This window comes from Paenibacillus luteus, assembly GCF_006542765.1.
GTDB lineage: Bacteria > Bacillota > Bacilli > Paenibacillales > Paenibacillaceae > Pristimantibacillus > Pristimantibacillus luteus.
In genome coordinates this window covers 25,652-42,235 of the sequence record NZ_SKCD01000002.1, presented here as the reverse complement: position 1 = coordinate 42,235, position 16,584 = coordinate 25,652, and the positions used below count along the sequence as shown (strand labels likewise).

Here is a 16,584-nt window from a genome sequence, read left to right as displayed (position 1 = left end):
TATGGCAGTGCATTCGGATGAATTGTTACAAATAACGGTCGCGGCAGCAGAAGACAAAAAAGCGGTGAACGTTGTTGCTTTAAATTTGAAAGAGGTATCCTTGGTAGCAGACTATTTTGTGATTTGCAGCGGTAACTCGGATACTCAGGTACAGGCTATCGCGACTGAAATTCGCAAGCAAGCAGATAAAAGCGGTACGCGGGTACGCGGGATCGAAGGCATGGATTCGGCGAGATGGGTTCTTATCGATTTAGGCGATGTTATCGTTCACGTGTTTCACCGGGAAGAACGCGAATATTACAATATTGAGCGTCTCTGGTCGGATGCGAAGGTTGTGGAGTTCGCATGACTTTTGAAGCCGGCACGACTCAAATCCTAAGGGTGGCACGAGAAGTATCGCCCTATGGGTATTTCTTGACGGATGACGAGTCGGATGTCCTAATGCATTATACCGAGCTCGTCGGCTCTAAGCCTAAAATTGGCGATCAAGTGGAGGCCTTTATCTTTTATGATTCGGAGGACCGTTTGGCCGCTACGATGAAGAAGCCGCTGCTGCAGCTTGGTGAGCTGGCACGTTTGAAGGTGGCGGACGTACATCCGAGACTTGGCTGTTTTCTGGAGATGGGGTTAGGCAGGCAGCTGTTGCTTCCGCTTTCCGAGCTGCCAGAGAGCATTGAGTACAGACCGCTTCCAGGCGATGAAGTGTTTGTTGTGATGAAGCATGACAAAATCGGGAGGCTGGTCGCCAAGATCGCATTTGAGGAAGAGCTATCGGAGCTCGTATTCGCGGCTCCTGAGAGCTGGAACAACCAATGGGTTGAAGGCTGGGTGACGAAGACGCTTCAGCTCGGTTCGTTTGTGATGATCGACGGCGGCGTCGTCGGGTTTGGAGTTTACGGACTAATTCCTAGTGCTGAGCGCATTCGGCCGCTCCGTCTAGGTGAGCGCGTTAGCGCACGTGTCACCTTTATTCGGGAAGACGGCAGAGCCAATCTCTCGATGGCACAGCGGAAAGAAGTGGGACGCGTAGAAGATGCGGACCGTATTCTTGCATTTATTAAAGAGCGCCCAGGTGGCGGAATGCCTTATTCTGATCAGACTGACGCGGATATTATCAAGCAAAAATTCGGAATTAGCAAAGGTGCTTTCAAGCGTGCCGTGGGTAAGCTAATGAGAGAGAGGTTAGTCACCCAGAAGGGCAGCTGGACTTATTTGGCTGTTGAGCCTGCGGCCGAGCAGTCTGAAGACCCTTCGGCTGCAATAGGCTCTGATGCTGAAGGAGCGGATGGACAATGACTCGTTCCTATGGACAGTTCGCTACTGTCTATGACCAGCTAATGGAGGATATGCCCTACGCGGATTGGCTGGGATTTGCAAGAGCCGGCTGGTCGCATTATGGCGGCATGCCTTCAACGGTTGTCGATCTGGGGTGCGGCACGGGGAGTTTATCTATCCCGCTTGCCCGCTCGGGTTGCCATGTCTATGGCATCGATCTTTCCTCAGATATGCTAACTGTTGCCAGAAGCAAATGGGATGAGCTGCCTCAGCAGCTTGTTAAACCTCGTTCGGGTTCGATTCAATGGCTTCAACAGGACATGCGCGAATGGGAGCTTCAAGAGCCCGTAGATGCGGTTATATCGTTTTGCGATTGCCTAAACTACCTCACGGAGGAAGCGGATATTGAAGCTGCCTTCCGAGCCACATATGCGGGTCTGCGAACGGGAGGAACCTTTCTGTTCGATATGCATCCCCCCAGCCAATTGATTCGTTACGCCGAGGAGCAGCCGTTTACGCTTGATGAGCGTGATGTCGCCTATATATGGACATGCGATTTCGAAGAAGAGCGCTGCGAGATTGAGCATCATCTTACTATTTTCTCCCGCGAGGAGGATTCTAGGTTTTATCGGTTTGAGGAATCCCATGTACAGCGTGCTTACGATCCTGACTGGATTGAAGCAGCATTGCGCCGTGCAGGCTTCCAGACGGTTGACCGCTATGCGGATTTCGAATTCACGCCTGCGGATCATGAATCGGAGCGTTTGTTCTTCGCAGCCGTCAAATAAGCTACGCTGCACACGATGCGCTAGCCAGCAAAAGAGAGTCCTAAGAGGTCTGCTCAGACCCCTCAGGACTCTCTTTGTTGTCTGCCTTCCAGTCCTGTCACATAAAGCAGCATTCAGCCTCTGGGGAGGTTTAGGTGCGCTAGAAGTAGAAGTAAGGTCTGTAAGCACATATAGTGATTAATAGCAGAGTTTGTCGAGTGCAGATGGAGAAACGTTGGCGTAATGTCATTCAGTGTACGTTGGAGGTAGGTGCAAATCTGCTTTTATAGTACACCAGCTTTAGCGGTCGGAGGTTATGAAGCATATACGGTTGCTAGTAGATGGGAGAAGAATAGCTAGTAGAATGAAATCATGCGCTAACGATGCAGGATGAAAGTTAATTCGGAGTGGATTGACGGTTGCTTGGTTGTGTGTCTCGTAGATGTAACCTTCTATCTGGTATCAACATATAGTGCTATATAGAAGAATTGTTGGAATACAAGTCTGATTGCATTATTTTATCAGGGACGCCTTGTTGAACGACAACTGTTATCAAAAAATGCGATCAGACTATTGCATATATCTAGATGTTGTGACTCAAGATTCCTGTTACTCGCGTAATGCATCCTTAAGCCGACTGTTCATACCTGCAGCAGCAGATGCTTTTCGTACCGAATCGAGCTTCAATTTTTTGATCAATTGAGTCATTTCTTCCTGCTCTTTCTCAAGATTTTCGATGTAATTCAGCAGCTCAGGCGCGGTATATCCGGCATCCTTGAACAGTTTCTCGATCGTTTCCCGTATTTGTTCTGCGGTTGTTTTTGAGTTCATCCTAGCCTCCAAAATAGCAATAAAATGTCACTATCCCATCATATCCGCATCTGGTAAAATAGTCGAGTGCGCCGAAAAAATAGATTAATATTTTCTCCATAATTTTCATTGACTACTCCTATATATTGATGTAGAATCAAAAACATCAACTACATATTGATGTTGATAGGTGCCTTCAATGATAAACGTTAAGTTATCATGAACAAGCGCAACTGACGGAATTGCTAGTCAGAAGCGCTTTTTAATTGCTTAAAATCAGTAAGGGAGCGAACGTGCTATGCTAGTTGTCTATGATTCCAAAACAGGTAATGTCAAGCGTTTCATCAATAAATTGAACATGCGGGCAGTGCCTATTGATGAGAAGGATGAAGTGGACGAGCCGTTCGTGCTGGTTACGTACACAACAGGGTTCGGTCAGGTACCGGAGAAAGTGACTTCGTTTCTTGCGAGCCACTCCGGAATGCTTCGCGGCGTTTCTGCCAGCGGCAACCGAAACTGGGGAAACGGATTCGCCAAAAGCGCGGACACGATTTCACAAATGTACGATGTTCCCGTTATTTTAAAGTTTGAGCTGTCCGGTACCAATCAAGATAGGCAACATTTTGTCGAAAGGGTGCGAACCATTGAAACATATTGAATTGAACAACGAATTGATGCAGCGCGGTGCTGACGGATTTTACCAGCTGGATAAAGATAAAGAGGCAGTAGCTGCATTTATGGAAGAAGTAGACGAGAAAAGCGTGAAGTTCGACTCCCTCAAGCATAAGCTAGAATACCTCATCGAAAACGACTACTACGATAATGTATACGACAAGTATACATACGATCAGGTGGAAGCAGTATTCACCCTGACCGCGAACAGCGGCTTCGAATTCCAATCCTACATGGCAGCATCGAAGTTCTATAAGGACTACGCGATGAAAACCAACAACAAATCACAATATCTTGAGCAATACTCCGATCGTGTAGCGATTGTTGCCTTACATCTAGGCGAAGGCGACGCAGCCAGAGCACTCCGCATCGCTGAAGCGATGATCGATCAACGTTTGCAGCCTGCAACACCGACGTTCTTGAATGCCGGTAAGAGCCGTCGCGGCGAGATGGTTTCCTGTTTCCTATTGGAGATGGATGATTCTCTTAACTCGATCAACTATGTACTTGGAACATGTATGCAGCTCTCGAAAATCGGCGGCGGCGTTGCTGTTAACCTTTCGAAGCTTCGTGGACGCGGTGAGCCGATTAAAGGCGTAGAAGGCGCTGCAAAAGGCATCATGCCAGTACTGAAGCTTATGGAGGATGCTTTCTCCTATGCAGACCAAATGGGTCAACGTAAAGGCTCAGGAGCAGGCTACTACAACATTTTCGGCTGGGATATTATCGAGTTCTTGGATTGCAAAAAAATTAACGCAGACGAGAAGGCGCGGATCAAAACGTTGTCGATTGGTCTGATCATTCCGAATAAATTTTATGAGCTTGCTGCTCAAAACAAACCGTTATTTGTGTTTGGCCCGCATTCCGTTCAGAAAGCATACGGTAAACATCTAGATGACATGGATATGGATGAAATGTACGAGGAACTGCTTGCTAACGAGCTTGTAACGAAGAAAAAAGTAATGAATGCACGTGACATGTTGACAAAAATCGCCTCGATTCAGCTAGAATCCGGCTACCCATATATTATGAATAAATCGAATGCGAACAGCGTTCACGCATTGAAAGATATCGGTTCGATCAAAATGTCCAATCTGTGTACGGAAATCTTCCAACTGCAAGAGACTTCCGAAATTAAGGACTATGGCTTTGAAGATGTCATTCAACGCGATATTAGCTGCAACCTTGCGTCCCTTAACATCGTGAACGTCATGGAACACAAAAAAGTGAAAGAATCCGTTCATGTTGGCATCGAAGCCTTGACGACTGTCAGCGACTTGTCTAATATCGACAATGCACCGGGCGTTCGCAAAGCGAATGAAGAGCTGCATTCTGTTGGTCTTGGCGCAATGAACCTTAACGGTTACTTGGCTAAAAACAAAATCGCTTATGAAAGTGAAGAAGCGAAGGATTTTGCCGGCGTATTCTTTATGATGATGAACTACTATTCCCTTGAGCAAAGTATGGAAATCGCCAAAGAACGCGGCATTACGTTCAAGGATTTCGAGCGCTCCGAGTATGCCAAAGGAACTTATTTCACTCGCTATGAAGAGACGGATTACCGTCCGAAAACCGACCGCGTTAAGGAATTGTTCGAAGGGATGGAAATTCCTTCACCAGAAGACTGGTCTGCGCTTAAAGCTAAAGTACAAGAGCACGGCCTGTACCATGCTTACCGTCTTGCGATTGCACCGACACAAAGTATTTCGTATATCCAAAATGCGACTTCGAGCGTCATGCCTATCGTAGAGCATATTGAAACGCGTACCTACGCGAACTCAACAACGTATTACCCAATGCCGTATTTAGCGCAAGAGAATTACTTCTACTACAAATCGGCTTACAATATTGATCAATTCAAGCTTATTGATCTCATTGCAGAAATTGGTCAGCACATAGATCAAGGCATCTCGTCCGTATTGCATGTAAATAGTAATGTAACGACTCGCGAGTTGGCACGTTTCTATGTTTACGCCGCACAAAAAGGACTCAAATCGCTATATTACACAAGAACGAAGCGGCTTTCCGTTGAGGAATGCACGAGCTGCGCCGTTTAAGGTTTAATTTAATAGACGCTTACGTAGCAAAGAAGGAGCTCACCAAATGAAAGCAGTGAACTGGAACCGCCCGGATGACGATTTCACCCTAACATTCTGGCAGCAAAATGTAATGCAATTTTGGACGGATGAAGAAATTCCTTTATCAGATGATAAAATGGATTGGATGGAAATGACGGACGCTGAGCGCACGCTCTACAAGAACGTGCTCGGCGGTCTGACTTTGCTCGATACGATTCAAGGCGGCATCGGCATGCCGAAAATATTGGAGCATGTTGATGGCTTGCAGCGTAAAGCGGTACTGTCGTTTATGTCCATGATGGAGCAAATTCATGCTAAATCGTACAGCAGCATCTTCACAACACTCGCATCGGGAGAAGAAATTGATGAAATTTTCCGATGGGTCGAGCAAAATGAACAGCTGCAGAAGAAAGCGACATTAATCTCTTCCTGGTACTCGAACATTACGGGCCCGAAAGAGCTTTACAAGGCGATGGCAGCATCCGTATTCCTGGAGAGTTACCTGTTCTATAGCGGCTTCTTCTACCCGCTTTATCTGGCTGGCCAAGGTAAAATGACGAGCAGCGGCGAAATTATCGATTTGATCCTTCGTGATGAGAGCATCCATGGCCTATACGTCGGCGTTCTTGCGCAGGAGCTGTTCCAAACGTTCAGTGCCGAAGATCAAGCTCAACTGCAAATCGAGCTTTATGCTCTGCTTAACGAGCTTTATGAGAATGAAGTGATCTATACCGAGCATCTGTATGCACCACTGGGCCTTGCGGAGGAAGTGAACGTTTATGTCCGCTACAATGCGAACAAAGCGCTGATGAACCTTGGCATGGAGCCTCATTTCCCTGAAGAGCCGGTTAACCCGATCGTGTTCAACGGAATTAGCACGCATACGAAGCAGCATGACTTTTTCTCGAAAAAAGGAAACGGTTATGTGCGTACGATTCACGTAGAGCCACTGAATGACGATGATTTTGTTTTCAACTTTTAATCCAATCACATAGCTATAAATAAGAAAATCGCTCTTTATTTTGCCCCGCTGGCAAAATAAGAGCGATTTTCTTGTCTGTCTCACGCCAATCGGCTAGCATCCGGCACGGCGGTTGGGAAGCTGAATTTTCTTATTACCTATGGAGGTGTTTAAATTATTGTTTGGATTGCTTGTTTTTTTGCTCGGGAGCTTCAACGGCTGATTGCTCGTCCTTGACGTATTCGTCCTGATCGCTGCCCCAGACAAAGTCATAGTTTGTCATATCCGGTTGGTAGTCGTTTTTTGTTTTCTCATTATTCTTTTCCATATTCATCACTCCTTTTTGGTTAGTATGCGTTCTCGTACTGGAATTTAAGCTATGTTTTAAGCGAATAAAGGATTGACACTATCATATAGAGGATGTTAATATCTTCCTCTCAAATCTTGCGCGGAGGTATAAGCAGTGATAAAAGTTCAAGGCTTAAGCAAAGCCTATCAAGTTGCTAAGCGTTCATCAGGGGTAAAGCAAGCGATGAAGGCTTTATTCAAAAGAGAGTATAAGATTGTGGAAGCGCTTAACGATATTTCCTTCACTATCGAGCAAGGGGAGATCGTCGGTTATATTGGACCGAATGGGGCAGGAAAGTCAACCACGATTAAAGTAATGAGCGGCATTCTTGTACCCGATCACGGCACATGTACCGTTATGGGTTATACGCCGTGGAAGGATCGGGTGAATTACGTTAAGCATATCGGCGTGGTATTCGGACAACGCTCACAGCTTTGGTGGGATGTGCCAGTGTTGGATTCCTTTGATTTGCTTCGGGATATTTATAAGGTGCCTGAGGAGGAATACAGGAGCACGTTAGCGCTGCTGACGGAAACGCTGGAGCTCGAGGAGATCATCCAGATGCCTGTCAGACAGCTCAGCTTGGGACAGCGGATGCGCTGCGAGATTGCTGCATCGCTCCTGCATAGCCCAAGCGTTCTCTTCTTGGACGAGCCAACAATTGGCCTTGATGCAGTGTCCAAAATAGCAGTGCGGCGTTTTATCCGAAGGATTAATGAAGAGAAGGGTGTTACGATTATTTTGACCACGCATGATATGAATGACATTGAAGCGCTAGCTAATCGTATCATTCTAATTGGGAAAGGAAAGCTGCTATATGACGGAAGCTTGAACGCGATTCGCAACCGGTTCGGGACAGGAAAAACGATCACTGTCGTATATAGTCACCACAACGAGCCGCTTCAGGTGGAAGGGGCAGTTGTTGAATCTTGGTCAGCAGAACGAGCCGTGCTAAGCGTAGATACCTCGCAGGTCGTCATAAGTGAAGTACTGATTCGGTTGTCGCAGCAGGTGGAGCTGCTCGATGTTACGATTGATACGCTTCCGATTGAGGATATGATCGTCCAACTTTATAAGGAGCATCAAATATAATGAAAGCTTACTTATCGGTGTTCAGGCTGCGGTTGACTAATGGCATGCAATACCGCACAGCTGCGCTTGCGGGAGTGGCTACGCAATTTTTCTGGGGCTTCATTATTATTATGGTTTTTGAAGCGTTCTACAGCGGAGCGGCTACCGAGCTGCCGATCTCGCTGAAGCAGCTTATTACTTACGTGTGGCTGCAGCAAGCCTTTCTTGCTTTTGTGATGCTGTGGTTTCGGGATAACGAGCTGTTTCAGCTCATTACGACCGGCAATATCGCCTACGAGCTTTGCAGGCCAAGCGGCATATACGGCTTATGGTTCGCCAAGCTGCTTGCACAGCGATTGGCTAGCGCGCTGCTGAGATGCTTTCCGATTTTGCTCGTCGCTCTTTTCCTGCCAGAGCCTTACCGCATGCCGCTTCCGTTAGATCCCGCGGCTTTCCTATTATTTCTGTCTGCTTTACTATTTGGATTGCTGATGATCGTCTCGCTCTCCATGCTGATGTACATTTCTGTGTTCGTCACGTTGTCGCCAGCGGGTTCGCTGCTTATGTTTGGCGTCATCGGTGAATTTCTCGCGGGCATGGTTATTCCTGTACCACTGATGCCCGAATGGTTGCAGCGCATTGTCTATGTGCTTCCCTTCCGCTGGACAGCGGATTTTCCTTTCCGTGTCTATTCCGGCCATATTACGAAGGAAGAGGCGCTTATCGGAATCGGCATACAGCTAGTCTGGCTGTTTGTACTGGTCGCTATGGGAAAAATGGCAATGGCGAAGGCACTGCGTAATGTCGTTGTAAATGGAGGGTAAAACAAATGAAATTGTACGGAAAATATATAGCTATGTTATTTAAATCGCAAATGCAATATCGCGCTTCCTTCTGGCTGCTCACGCTCGGCCAATTTCTTGTGCCGTTCTCAGTTTTCGCCGGCTTGTATTTTTTGTTTGAACGGTTTGGACAAATCAGGGGTTGGGAATTTCAGGAGGTCGCGTTATGCTTCTCCATCATCCATATGTCTTATGCGTTAAGCGAGTGTTTTGCCCGAGGCTTTGATTCTTTCTCGACTTTGGTTGGAAATGGGGATTTTGACCGTGTTTTGGTCCGCCCGCGCAGCACGGTGCTTCAGGTGCTTGGCTCAAAGTTCGAGTTTTCCCGTGTAGGAAAGCTGGCGCAAAGCTTGTTTGTGCTTGGTTGGGCGATTAGCCAATTGGTCATGGATTGGTCGATGTTAAAGGTGCTTGTCCTTTTATTTATGATCGTAAGCGGCGTTTGTATATTCACCGGCATTTTCATTCTCGCTGCAACGATGTGCTTTTGGACCGTGCAGGGCCTAGAGATCGCTAACATCTTTACGGACGGTGGCCGAGAGATGGCCCAGTATCCGCTTAATATCTATCAAAAATGGGTGGTCCGCTTCTTTACGTTCATTATCCCGTTTGGCTGCGTGAATTATTTGCCTCTGCTGTATCTGCTCGGCAAATCAACGGGAAATGATCTGCCTTATATGTTGGCACCGCTGGCAGGCATTGCTTTTCTAGTGCCTTGCCTATTGATGTGGAGCCACGGTGTTCGGCATTATCGCTCAACAGGTTCTTAGTTGATGACGATTTGGTTACAGCCGTAAGGTAGGGCAAAACGATGTGGTATACTGATGGTTAAACAAAATGGGAAGTTGGAGAAACCGCTAAGGGGGAAATGCTTTGAAATCAATAGCGATACGCGAGCTTGCAGAGCGATTTTCATTGGAGGTGCTGGCGGGAGCAGAACAGCTTGATCGGCAAATAGTGAAAGCCAGGGCTTACCGCCCGGGGCTGGAGTTTGTTGGTTACTTTGATTATTTTCCGCAGGAGCATGTTCAGATTTTAGGTAAAAAAGAAATTACGTATTTACACTCCTTGAGCGAGGAAGAGCGGAATCATCATATCGGCAATATCGTTAAGTATCATCCGCCGTGCTTTGTCGTTACTGCCGGTCAAGAAGGTTTGAAGTACTTAACGAAATATTGCGATCAGGAGGGCATTCCGTTGCTTCGCACGAAGGTGCCTACCGCTCAATTTCTCGGGATGCTTGATTCGTATCTTCTCAAGACGCTTGCTCCTGAAATTTCGATTCACGGCATATGCCTGAACGTATCGGGAATCGGCATTTTGCTGCGGGGAAAATCAGGAATAGGCAAAAGCGAGACGGCCCACACGCTGATCAGGCGCGGGTCGAGGCTTGTTGCGGATGACATCGTCGTACTGAAGAAGCTGAGCTCGCAAACGTTGCTGGGAAGCCACAATGGAAAGACAAAGGAATTTCTCGCGCTTCGCAGCATCGGTCTGATCAATGTAGTCAGGCTGTATGGCAGGCAGGCGTTTCAGGACGAGACCCGCATCGTGCTTGACATCGAACTGACCAAATGGCGGGACAACGAGCTGAACAATGATTTGGAGCTGGAGCCTAAGTTTACGGAATATATGGGCGTCCAAATCCCTCATATTGAAATTCAGCTGCAGCCGGGAAGAGATGTTGCAGGCTTAATCGAAGCGGCGGCTAATAACTGGTATTTGAAGCAGCAAGGTTACAGCGCCGTTGAAGAATTTATGAAGCGGCTGGAATTTTAACAGGCAACATGTTTAAAGCGTAAACGACTATCCATTTGCTAGTAAAACATGATACACTATGGGCAGAGAAAGCTCATCCTAGCGCACAAGTCCTGACAGATTCGAAGGAGGAAATCGCGTGGAAAACTGCTCAATCGTAACAAAGCCTGCGCTCCATTTGGCAGGAATCAGTTATTGCGGTCCCTATTCATCCTTTCCGGATGAAGCGATCAGACTGCAAACCGAGTTTTTGACACGCAAGCATGAACTGAACGATGCAGTCAAATCTACGGTGCTGTATAGCCCGTATTTTGGAAATGAAGCGTTCGCCACCTACTGGGCTTGTTATGAGGTTCAGCATTTGGAGGAGGTTCCGCCTGGCATGGTACAGTTCACGATTCCTGAGCATCGTTACGCCATGGTTGCTTGCTCCAACAAACGAATCGGTGAAGGATACGAGCAGCTTCACGCATGGATCAACGAGATGCGACTGGAGAAGCAGGAAAACGCCGTATCGCTGGAGCTGTTTTATATTGACGAGCATCATTTGGAGGAAGAGCCAGTAGAACTACTGATTCCACTCAATGGATAATGTATAGATTGTGTAGTGTTTGCGCGCATTGGAACGGGGCATGGCAGAGCTGCCAAACGCTTCGGCTCTTTTGCGAAGGCAGGCACTTTTTTATTTCAAAATATAAGAATTTATAAGTTTGTTAGCTTACAAAGGGTTTATATTTCACCGTCAAAGCTACTTTAGCGTCTAAGGACGCCGAAGGCGTTTTTGCTTGTAGGTACGAGAAGGGGGAGCAAGATGGAGCGTGGGCGCAGTTCTGGAGTGATTACGAACAGGCGTTTCGTACTGCTGCTCGTATATGGAGGAATCACTGGGTTGCTTAGCGGGAGTGGACTAGGTCTAGTGATGAAGCTGCTCGAAAAAATAACCGGAACTCACGTGTATATTCTGCTACTGAACGTTGATTTTGTTAGTTGGTTGCCGAATCCGATGCCTGAGCTCGCCGAATTTGCGCTGCATTTGTCCGTTGCTATGCCAGTGGGCATTCTTTTTCTGGGCTTAATGCGCTTCTGGAACTCTCCGATAGCACTCGGCCTGGGGTTTGGGACGGCAATTGCATGCTGTACATGGGTTCCACTTACCCAGCTCTCGAGCAGGACTCCGGATACGTGGGATGCCGAAGCTTTATTATGGTGGGTAACCGGTCATCTTGTTTACGGAATGTTGTTGGCATGTTTTGGTACGATATGGTTGAAGAGAGGATGGAATACAAGATGAGTATACCTTTATATATTGCAGATGCTTTTACCAATGAACGTTTTAAAGGGAATCCGGCAGCTGTATGTTTCTTGGAAGTGCCGCAGACAGAGAGCTGGATGCAGCAGGTAGCAGCGGAAATGAACTTGTCGGAGACAGCCTTTGTGACTCCGGGTGAGGAGAGCATGGGCTTGCGCTGGTTTACGCCAGTCGGGGAGGTCGATCTATGCGGCCACGCTACGCTTGCGACTGCTCATATCCTATGGGAATCCGGCAGATTGCCGCATACCGAGCAAGCTCGATTCCATACGAGAAGCGGACTTCTCACTGCAAAGCTAAACGGAGAATGGATCGAGATGAATTTTCCTGCCGAGCCGCCTGAAGGCGCTATTGCACCGGAGGAGCTTGTCCAGGGACTCGGGCTTATTCCTAGATATGTTGGACGGAACCGAATGGATTTTTTTGTGGAAGTAGACAGCGAGGAAACGCTTCGTACGCTGCGTCCAGACTTTGCGCTGCTGGCAAAAGTCGAAGCCCGCGGCGTCATCGTTACAAGCCGCAGTAACGGAAAGCCTTATGACTTTGTTTCTCGTGCGTTTTATCCCGGTACAGGCGTAGACGAGGATCCCGTAACCGGTTCTGCCCATTGCGCGCTTGCCCCTTATTGGGCGAAACGACTGCGGAAAGAAGAATTAACAGGCTATCAAGCATCGGAGCGAGGCGGAGTTGTCAAAGTGAAGCCGGAGGGTGACCGCGTCTATTTATATGGACAAGCAGTAACCGTATTGAAGGGACAATTGGAGGCATGAGACCATGTTAATAATGAAATTGCCAAAGGAACAGAAGGAGCAATTAACCGAGAGGATACAGTATTTCTTCGAGTCGGAACGCTCAGAGACGATCGGATCGATTGCTGCGGAGCAGCTGCTTGATTTTGTTTTGCAGGAAATTGGCCCGCACGTATATAATCATGCCCTTAACGAGGCTCGTAAATCAGTCCTCGAGCGCATGCAGACGCTCGAGGACGAGCTATATGCATTAGAGAAGCCAATCATAACCAAACGATAAGCTATACTACATTTTTAAAACGGATGGTGAATGGCAACGGTAAGGAGCTGGTCATCATCATCATCATCATCATAACCGCTATGTTCGACCGCGAAGCAAAGGCTTCGGCAATTCTTGAAGCAGCACAAGCTGCTTTATAGCTTGACGTTATATCCGGTGGAGAAATATTGAGCTTATCAAATCGAAAACACGGCAGCAGAGGAATACTAAAGCTGCCGTGTTTTTTCTTTTTTTACAAAAATCCGGTTCCCTATTCTTGTTCTATGTGATATTATAAATACGAACATTAGTTCTCATTGTGTGTATTGTGGCGCTTGAATTCCGGCGGGAGGGGAAATTCGTAATGACTACGAATCGCTATTCAGAAATGGATGAGGTTATCGCCTATATTCATGAGAATATTTATGAACCGATGCCCCTATCGAGGCTAGCGGGTTACGCAGGTTATAGCAATTTTCATTTTACAAGGATTTTCAAAGAGAAGACCGGACTCTCTCCGCTATATTACGCTTCCTCGCACCGATTGCAGAAGGCCAAGGATTTGCTGCTGCATACGCAGTTAAGCATTCGTGATATCGCACTTGAGATTGGGCAGCAGAGTCTCGGAACCTTCACCTCACGGTTCACAGAACGGGTGGGGGTAACGCCGTCTGAATTTCGCAACTCGGCGCAGCAGGCCGACGTTCAATTGCGCTCCTTGCAGGAACTTAAGCACTGGAGCACATTGACTCTGCCTTCAGCACAGCCGGATACGGTACAAGGGACTATCCATGCGGAGGTTCCGTTTGAAGGCGTCATACTGATCGGATTATTTGCCAGACCAATTCCGGAAGGGCTGCCCTTATACGGCACGCTTGTATCTTCATTGGGCCATTTCAGCCTGACAGGTGTCAAGCCTGGGACGTATTATTTAATGGCAACTTCGGTCGCGTGGGGAACAGCAGCGAAAGATTTTCTATTGCCTCACAAAACGCTCCGTACACGTTCCAAAGAGCCAATCATCGTTACTCCTTACTATGGAGCCTCTCACCAGCAAGTGATGCTTTATGCCCCGAGAACGGATGATCCCCCCATATTGATATCTCTTCCGCTATTAATGAATAATTTTTTGAAGAGGGTAGCGGTTAGTGGAAGCCATCAAGCTTAGGATATCAACCTCCATATACAAATAATCCCCTGTTGATCCAGATGGAACTCCGGAAGAACAGGGGACGTAACAGGCCTCTATGTTTTTGATTTTTTGTAAGCAGCGGCTGATTTAAACGGGCTGACTTTGTTTTTCCCCGTTGTTTTCGAAACGTACATCGCCTCATCCGCTTGCTTGATCATTTCTTGCACATCCTTGCTGTCCTTGGTGGTGCTGAAGCCTACGCTGACAGTTACCATCGTCTCCTGCTCCACTCTGCGACGGATGGATTCGGCTACGATTTCGGGTTTAACCTGCTCCGTGCTGATACAGCTAAGCAGCTCTTCACCGCCGTAGCGCCCTGCCGAGCCAATACCGCTCGATTCCTCTTTCATAATTTCGGCTACCTGTTTCAATACGCCATCGGCTTTGTGATGTCCATGGGTATCGTTTAATTTCTTGAAATTATCGATATCACAAAAAATAATCGCGATGGACTTGCTCGATTGAAGAAGCTGTTGGGCTTTGGAATAGAAATGACGGCGATTATATAGGCCGGTCAGGCCATCGACAATGGAGGACTGATAGGTTTGCATAAGCCGGTCAATCACCCATTCGAACAGTAGGATAAACAGTAAGGAGTAATAAACGATTGGCAGCAGTTGACTGACGATAACGAGCCAAGAGAGCGAGTCGTGAAATACATAAGCATTGGCAAGTCTTGCAACCTCGCTTGCAAAGAAAACGATTAAGCTGGCATAATATTTGGAGCTCATATGCGCGCTTCTAGTGTCGAGCATAATCATGAAAATAACGATAAGTCCATAAAAGTCCAGCGCAGGGAAGGTGAAAGCTTGCGAGCCGACAACCGTCTCCATCGTAAAAGGTGTAAAGGCAAATTGTATGCCTGCAATGACGATTGCAGGCATACTCATAATGATAAAGGGTGTGACTTTCAGCTGTGCGGAACGATGAGTATATAATTTCATGAAAACAAAGTTTATAATAATAAAAGAGATGATTTGCAAAACGGTAAACGCTAAATAAAGCCACGAGGAGAAAGCATGCCCCGGATAGGCCAGCACAACGAGCAAACATTGCTTGGCTACAATGAGTGGGATGGCAGTAATAAGCAAGCGATAAATCCGTTTATTTCGGTAGCTGGCATAAAGCTTAACCGACATAAGAAGCATTAAGATGAGGATAACGATCACTGCCGATGAAGATAGCAGCTGACCGGTTGGACCTGAGAGCCATTCTGTCATGGACATAAGTTAACCACCGTCGTATAGTATTATGTTTGCTAACTTTACAGAAACATACGTTCTACTATATCATGTTTTACGATGAACGAAAAGTTGATTTAGATGTTTTACGTTGAAAGGATGGGACACATGAATATTTTACAAGCCTTGTTTTTTCCGCCGGAGCAGCCGGGGGGAGTTTCTTCCATGATCCCGTACATTCAAGATAGATTTATTAAGCTGGGCTGGCAAATGGAATTATTCTCGCTGCCTAAGCGGGTTAGAAGCAAAGGACAAGAGGAGGTCGTGTTTGAGACCTTTGACCATACCGTCTACAAAGGCAATGCAATGGTAGATAAATATATACAAACCTACAAGGATTACGTATGGTGGACCAAGATGCGGATTCAAAAGCCATACGATATTATCCATGCTCATCATCCGATTGCCGCACTCGTCATGAAGCAGCTTTTCCCGGAAACGCCGCTTGCCGTAACGATCCACTCCAGTTATGAGCGAGAGCTCATTTTGAACGGTAAAATTGAAGAAGGCGGCCAAGAACATCAATTTTTGATGAGCATTTATGGCGAGCTTGAAGCGAAGGCGGATCATCTGCTGACCGTTTCGGAATCATTCCGTTCCTACATTGCTCCGTACATTAAGCATCCTGAAAGCATCAAGGTCATTCCAAATGGCTTTGATGAGAAAAGATTCAAGCCGATTGCCCATGAGAACGAAGTTACGCAGCTGATCACGGTATGCCGCTTGGTTCCGGCTAAGGGCCTTGATGTACTGCTGCACGCATGCGCGGAGCTTAAGAAAAAAGGCCATCCGTTTGTTCTCCATATTATCGGCGATGGACCGATACGCGAGGAGCTGGAGGCTTTGGCGGTGGAGCTTGATCTTTATGATGACATTATTTTTTACGGATATATGCTGCATCCAGAGGAGTTTATGCCGTTTTTTGATGTATTCGTGCTCCCGTCGCGAGCAGAGGCATTTGGTTCGGTGTTTGCGGAGGCCGCATTATGCTGGCTTGCTTTAATCGGTACGAATGTAGGCGGCATTGCCGAACAGATTGATGATGGCGTTAACGGGCTGCTAGTACCGCCGGAGAATCCATCAGCGCTTGCTGACGCGCTTGAGAAGGTCGTTACCGATCCTACCTATCGGTATAATCTGGCAAGAGCAGGCTGGGACAAAGCGAAAAAGGTATATTCTCTGCAGCGTGTCATCGCGCAATTAAAAAAGGTTTACCTCAGCATGAAGCCGGAGTAACGGCAGATTTTAAGG

Annotated in this window: 19 protein-coding genes; 16 read left to right on the top strand and 3 right to left on the bottom strand. The window is 47.1% G+C overall.

Annotated elements, in window-relative coordinates:
* Position 1: 1 nt before the first annotated feature.
* From rsfS to E0496_RS01085, 3 genes are read left to right on the top strand one after another with little or no spacing between them, the layout of a single operon-like run.
* Positions 2 to 349: a ribosome silencing factor gene (gene rsfS / locus E0496_RS01095; protein WP_141499793.1), complete on the top strand. Its 348-nt coding sequence runs from the start codon at positions 2 to 4 to the stop codon at positions 347 to 349.
* The gene (locus tag E0496_RS01090; RefSeq protein ID WP_141499792.1) at positions 346 to 1,296 is read left to right on the top strand and encodes a CvfB family protein; all 951 of its coding nucleotides are present in this window, start codon (positions 346 to 348) and stop codon (positions 1,294 to 1,296) included. Before rsfS ends, E0496_RS01090 begins: the two co-directional genes overlap by 4 nt.
* Entirely contained in the window at positions 1,293 to 2,063 is a 771-nt protein-coding gene (locus E0496_RS01085) for a class I SAM-dependent DNA methyltransferase (RefSeq protein ID WP_141499791.1), read from the top strand. Before E0496_RS01090 ends, E0496_RS01085 begins: the two co-directional genes overlap by 4 nt.
* Positions 2,064 to 2,651: 588 nt before the next feature.
* Here E0496_RS01085 and E0496_RS01080 read toward each other — a convergent pair.
* Positions 2,652 to 2,873, bottom strand: coding sequence for a hypothetical protein (locus E0496_RS01080; protein WP_141499790.1), 222 nt, complete (start codon positions 2,871 to 2,873; stop codon positions 2,652 to 2,654).
* 277 nt (positions 2,874 to 3,150) lie between these two features.
* Here E0496_RS01080 and nrdI point away from each other — a divergent pair, with 277 nt between their 5' ends.
* The 3 genes from nrdI to nrdF are packed head-to-tail and all read left to right on the top strand — an operon-like array spanning position 3,151 to position 6,584.
* Positions 3,151 to 3,510: a class Ib ribonucleoside-diphosphate reductase assembly flavoprotein NrdI gene (gene nrdI, locus E0496_RS01075; protein WP_141499789.1), complete on the top strand. Its 360-nt coding sequence runs from the start codon at positions 3,151 to 3,153 to the stop codon at positions 3,508 to 3,510.
* Positions 3,497 to 5,581: a class 1b ribonucleoside-diphosphate reductase subunit alpha gene (gene nrdE / locus E0496_RS01070; RefSeq protein WP_141499788.1), complete on the top strand. Its 2,085-nt coding sequence runs from the start codon at positions 3,497 to 3,499 to the stop codon at positions 5,579 to 5,581. The genes nrdI and nrdE overlap by 14 nt, the downstream gene beginning before the upstream one ends.
* A gap of 46 nt (positions 5,582 to 5,627) precedes the next feature.
* Positions 5,628 to 6,584, top strand: coding sequence for a class 1b ribonucleoside-diphosphate reductase subunit beta (gene nrdF / locus E0496_RS01065; protein WP_141499787.1), 957 nt, complete (start codon positions 5,628 to 5,630; stop codon positions 6,582 to 6,584).
* A gap of 154 nt (positions 6,585 to 6,738) precedes the next feature.
* Here nrdF and E0496_RS35470 read toward each other — a convergent pair whose 3' ends face one another.
* Positions 6,739 to 6,891, bottom strand: coding sequence for a hypothetical protein (locus E0496_RS35470; protein ID WP_161601273.1), 153 nt, complete (start codon positions 6,889 to 6,891; stop codon positions 6,739 to 6,741).
* A 135-nt stretch (positions 6,892 to 7,026) separates the two neighbouring features.
* On the opposite strand from E0496_RS35470, the gene E0496_RS01060 reads away from it, so the two are divergent.
* From E0496_RS01060 to E0496_RS01020, 9 genes are all read left to right on the top strand, one after another.
* A complete protein-coding gene (locus tag E0496_RS01060) occupies positions 7,027 to 8,004 on the top strand; it encodes an ABC transporter ATP-binding protein (RefSeq protein WP_241674490.1) in 978 nt (325 codons plus the stop codon).
* Positions 8,004 to 8,807 carry an ABC transporter permease gene (locus E0496_RS01055; RefSeq protein WP_141499786.1) on the top strand — a complete coding sequence of 268 codons (804 nt, stop codon included), beginning with the start codon at positions 8,004 to 8,006 and terminating at the stop codon, positions 8,805 to 8,807. The genes E0496_RS01060 and E0496_RS01055 overlap by 1 nt, the downstream gene beginning before the upstream one ends.
* 5 nt (positions 8,808 to 8,812) lie before the next feature.
* A complete protein-coding gene (locus E0496_RS01050) occupies positions 8,813 to 9,595 on the top strand; it encodes an ABC transporter permease (RefSeq protein WP_141499785.1) in 783 nt (260 codons plus the stop codon).
* Positions 9,596 to 9,698: 103 nt separating this feature from the next.
* The gene (hprK, locus tag E0496_RS01045) at positions 9,699 to 10,604 is read left to right on the top strand and encodes an HPr(Ser) kinase/phosphatase (RefSeq protein ID WP_141499784.1); all 906 of its coding nucleotides are present in this window, start codon (positions 9,699 to 9,701) and stop codon (positions 10,602 to 10,604) included.
* Between the two features lie 118 nt (positions 10,605 to 10,722).
* Positions 10,723 to 11,175 carry a GyrI-like domain-containing protein gene (locus E0496_RS01040; protein WP_141499783.1) on the top strand — a complete coding sequence of 151 codons (453 nt, stop codon included), beginning with the start codon at positions 10,723 to 10,725 and terminating at the stop codon, positions 11,173 to 11,175.
* Positions 11,176 to 11,394: 219 nt separating this feature from the next.
* Positions 11,395 to 11,874, top strand: coding sequence for a hypothetical protein (locus E0496_RS01035; RefSeq protein ID WP_141499782.1), 480 nt, complete (start codon positions 11,395 to 11,397; stop codon positions 11,872 to 11,874).
* Complete coding sequence (locus E0496_RS01030; protein WP_141499781.1) at positions 11,871 to 12,662, top strand: PhzF family phenazine biosynthesis protein; 792 nt, start codon at positions 11,871 to 11,873, stop codon at positions 12,660 to 12,662. Before E0496_RS01035 ends, E0496_RS01030 begins: the two co-directional genes overlap by 4 nt.
* 4 nt (positions 12,663 to 12,666) lie before the next feature.
* The gene (locus E0496_RS01025) at positions 12,667 to 12,921 is read left to right on the top strand and encodes a DUF2164 domain-containing protein (RefSeq protein WP_141499780.1); all 255 of its coding nucleotides are present in this window, start codon (positions 12,667 to 12,669) and stop codon (positions 12,919 to 12,921) included.
* Between the two features lie 343 nt (positions 12,922 to 13,264).
* Positions 13,265 to 14,068 (top strand): helix-turn-helix transcriptional regulator, encoded by an 804-nt coding sequence (locus E0496_RS01020; RefSeq protein WP_141499779.1) that lies wholly within the window; start codon positions 13,265 to 13,267, stop codon positions 14,066 to 14,068.
* Between the two features lie 77 nt (positions 14,069 to 14,145).
* Here E0496_RS01020 and E0496_RS01015 read toward each other — a convergent pair whose 3' ends face one another.
* Entirely contained in the window at positions 14,146 to 15,318 is a 1,173-nt protein-coding gene (locus tag E0496_RS01015; RefSeq protein WP_141499778.1) for a GGDEF domain-containing protein, read from the bottom strand.
* A gap of 123 nt (positions 15,319 to 15,441) precedes the next feature.
* Between E0496_RS01015 and E0496_RS01010 the strand changes: the two genes are divergently transcribed.
* On the top strand, positions 15,442 to 16,569 hold the full coding sequence (locus E0496_RS01010) for a glycosyltransferase family 4 protein (RefSeq protein ID WP_141499777.1): 1,128 nt from the start codon (positions 15,442 to 15,444) through the stop codon (positions 16,567 to 16,569).
* Positions 16,570 to 16,584 lie beyond the last annotated feature (15 nt).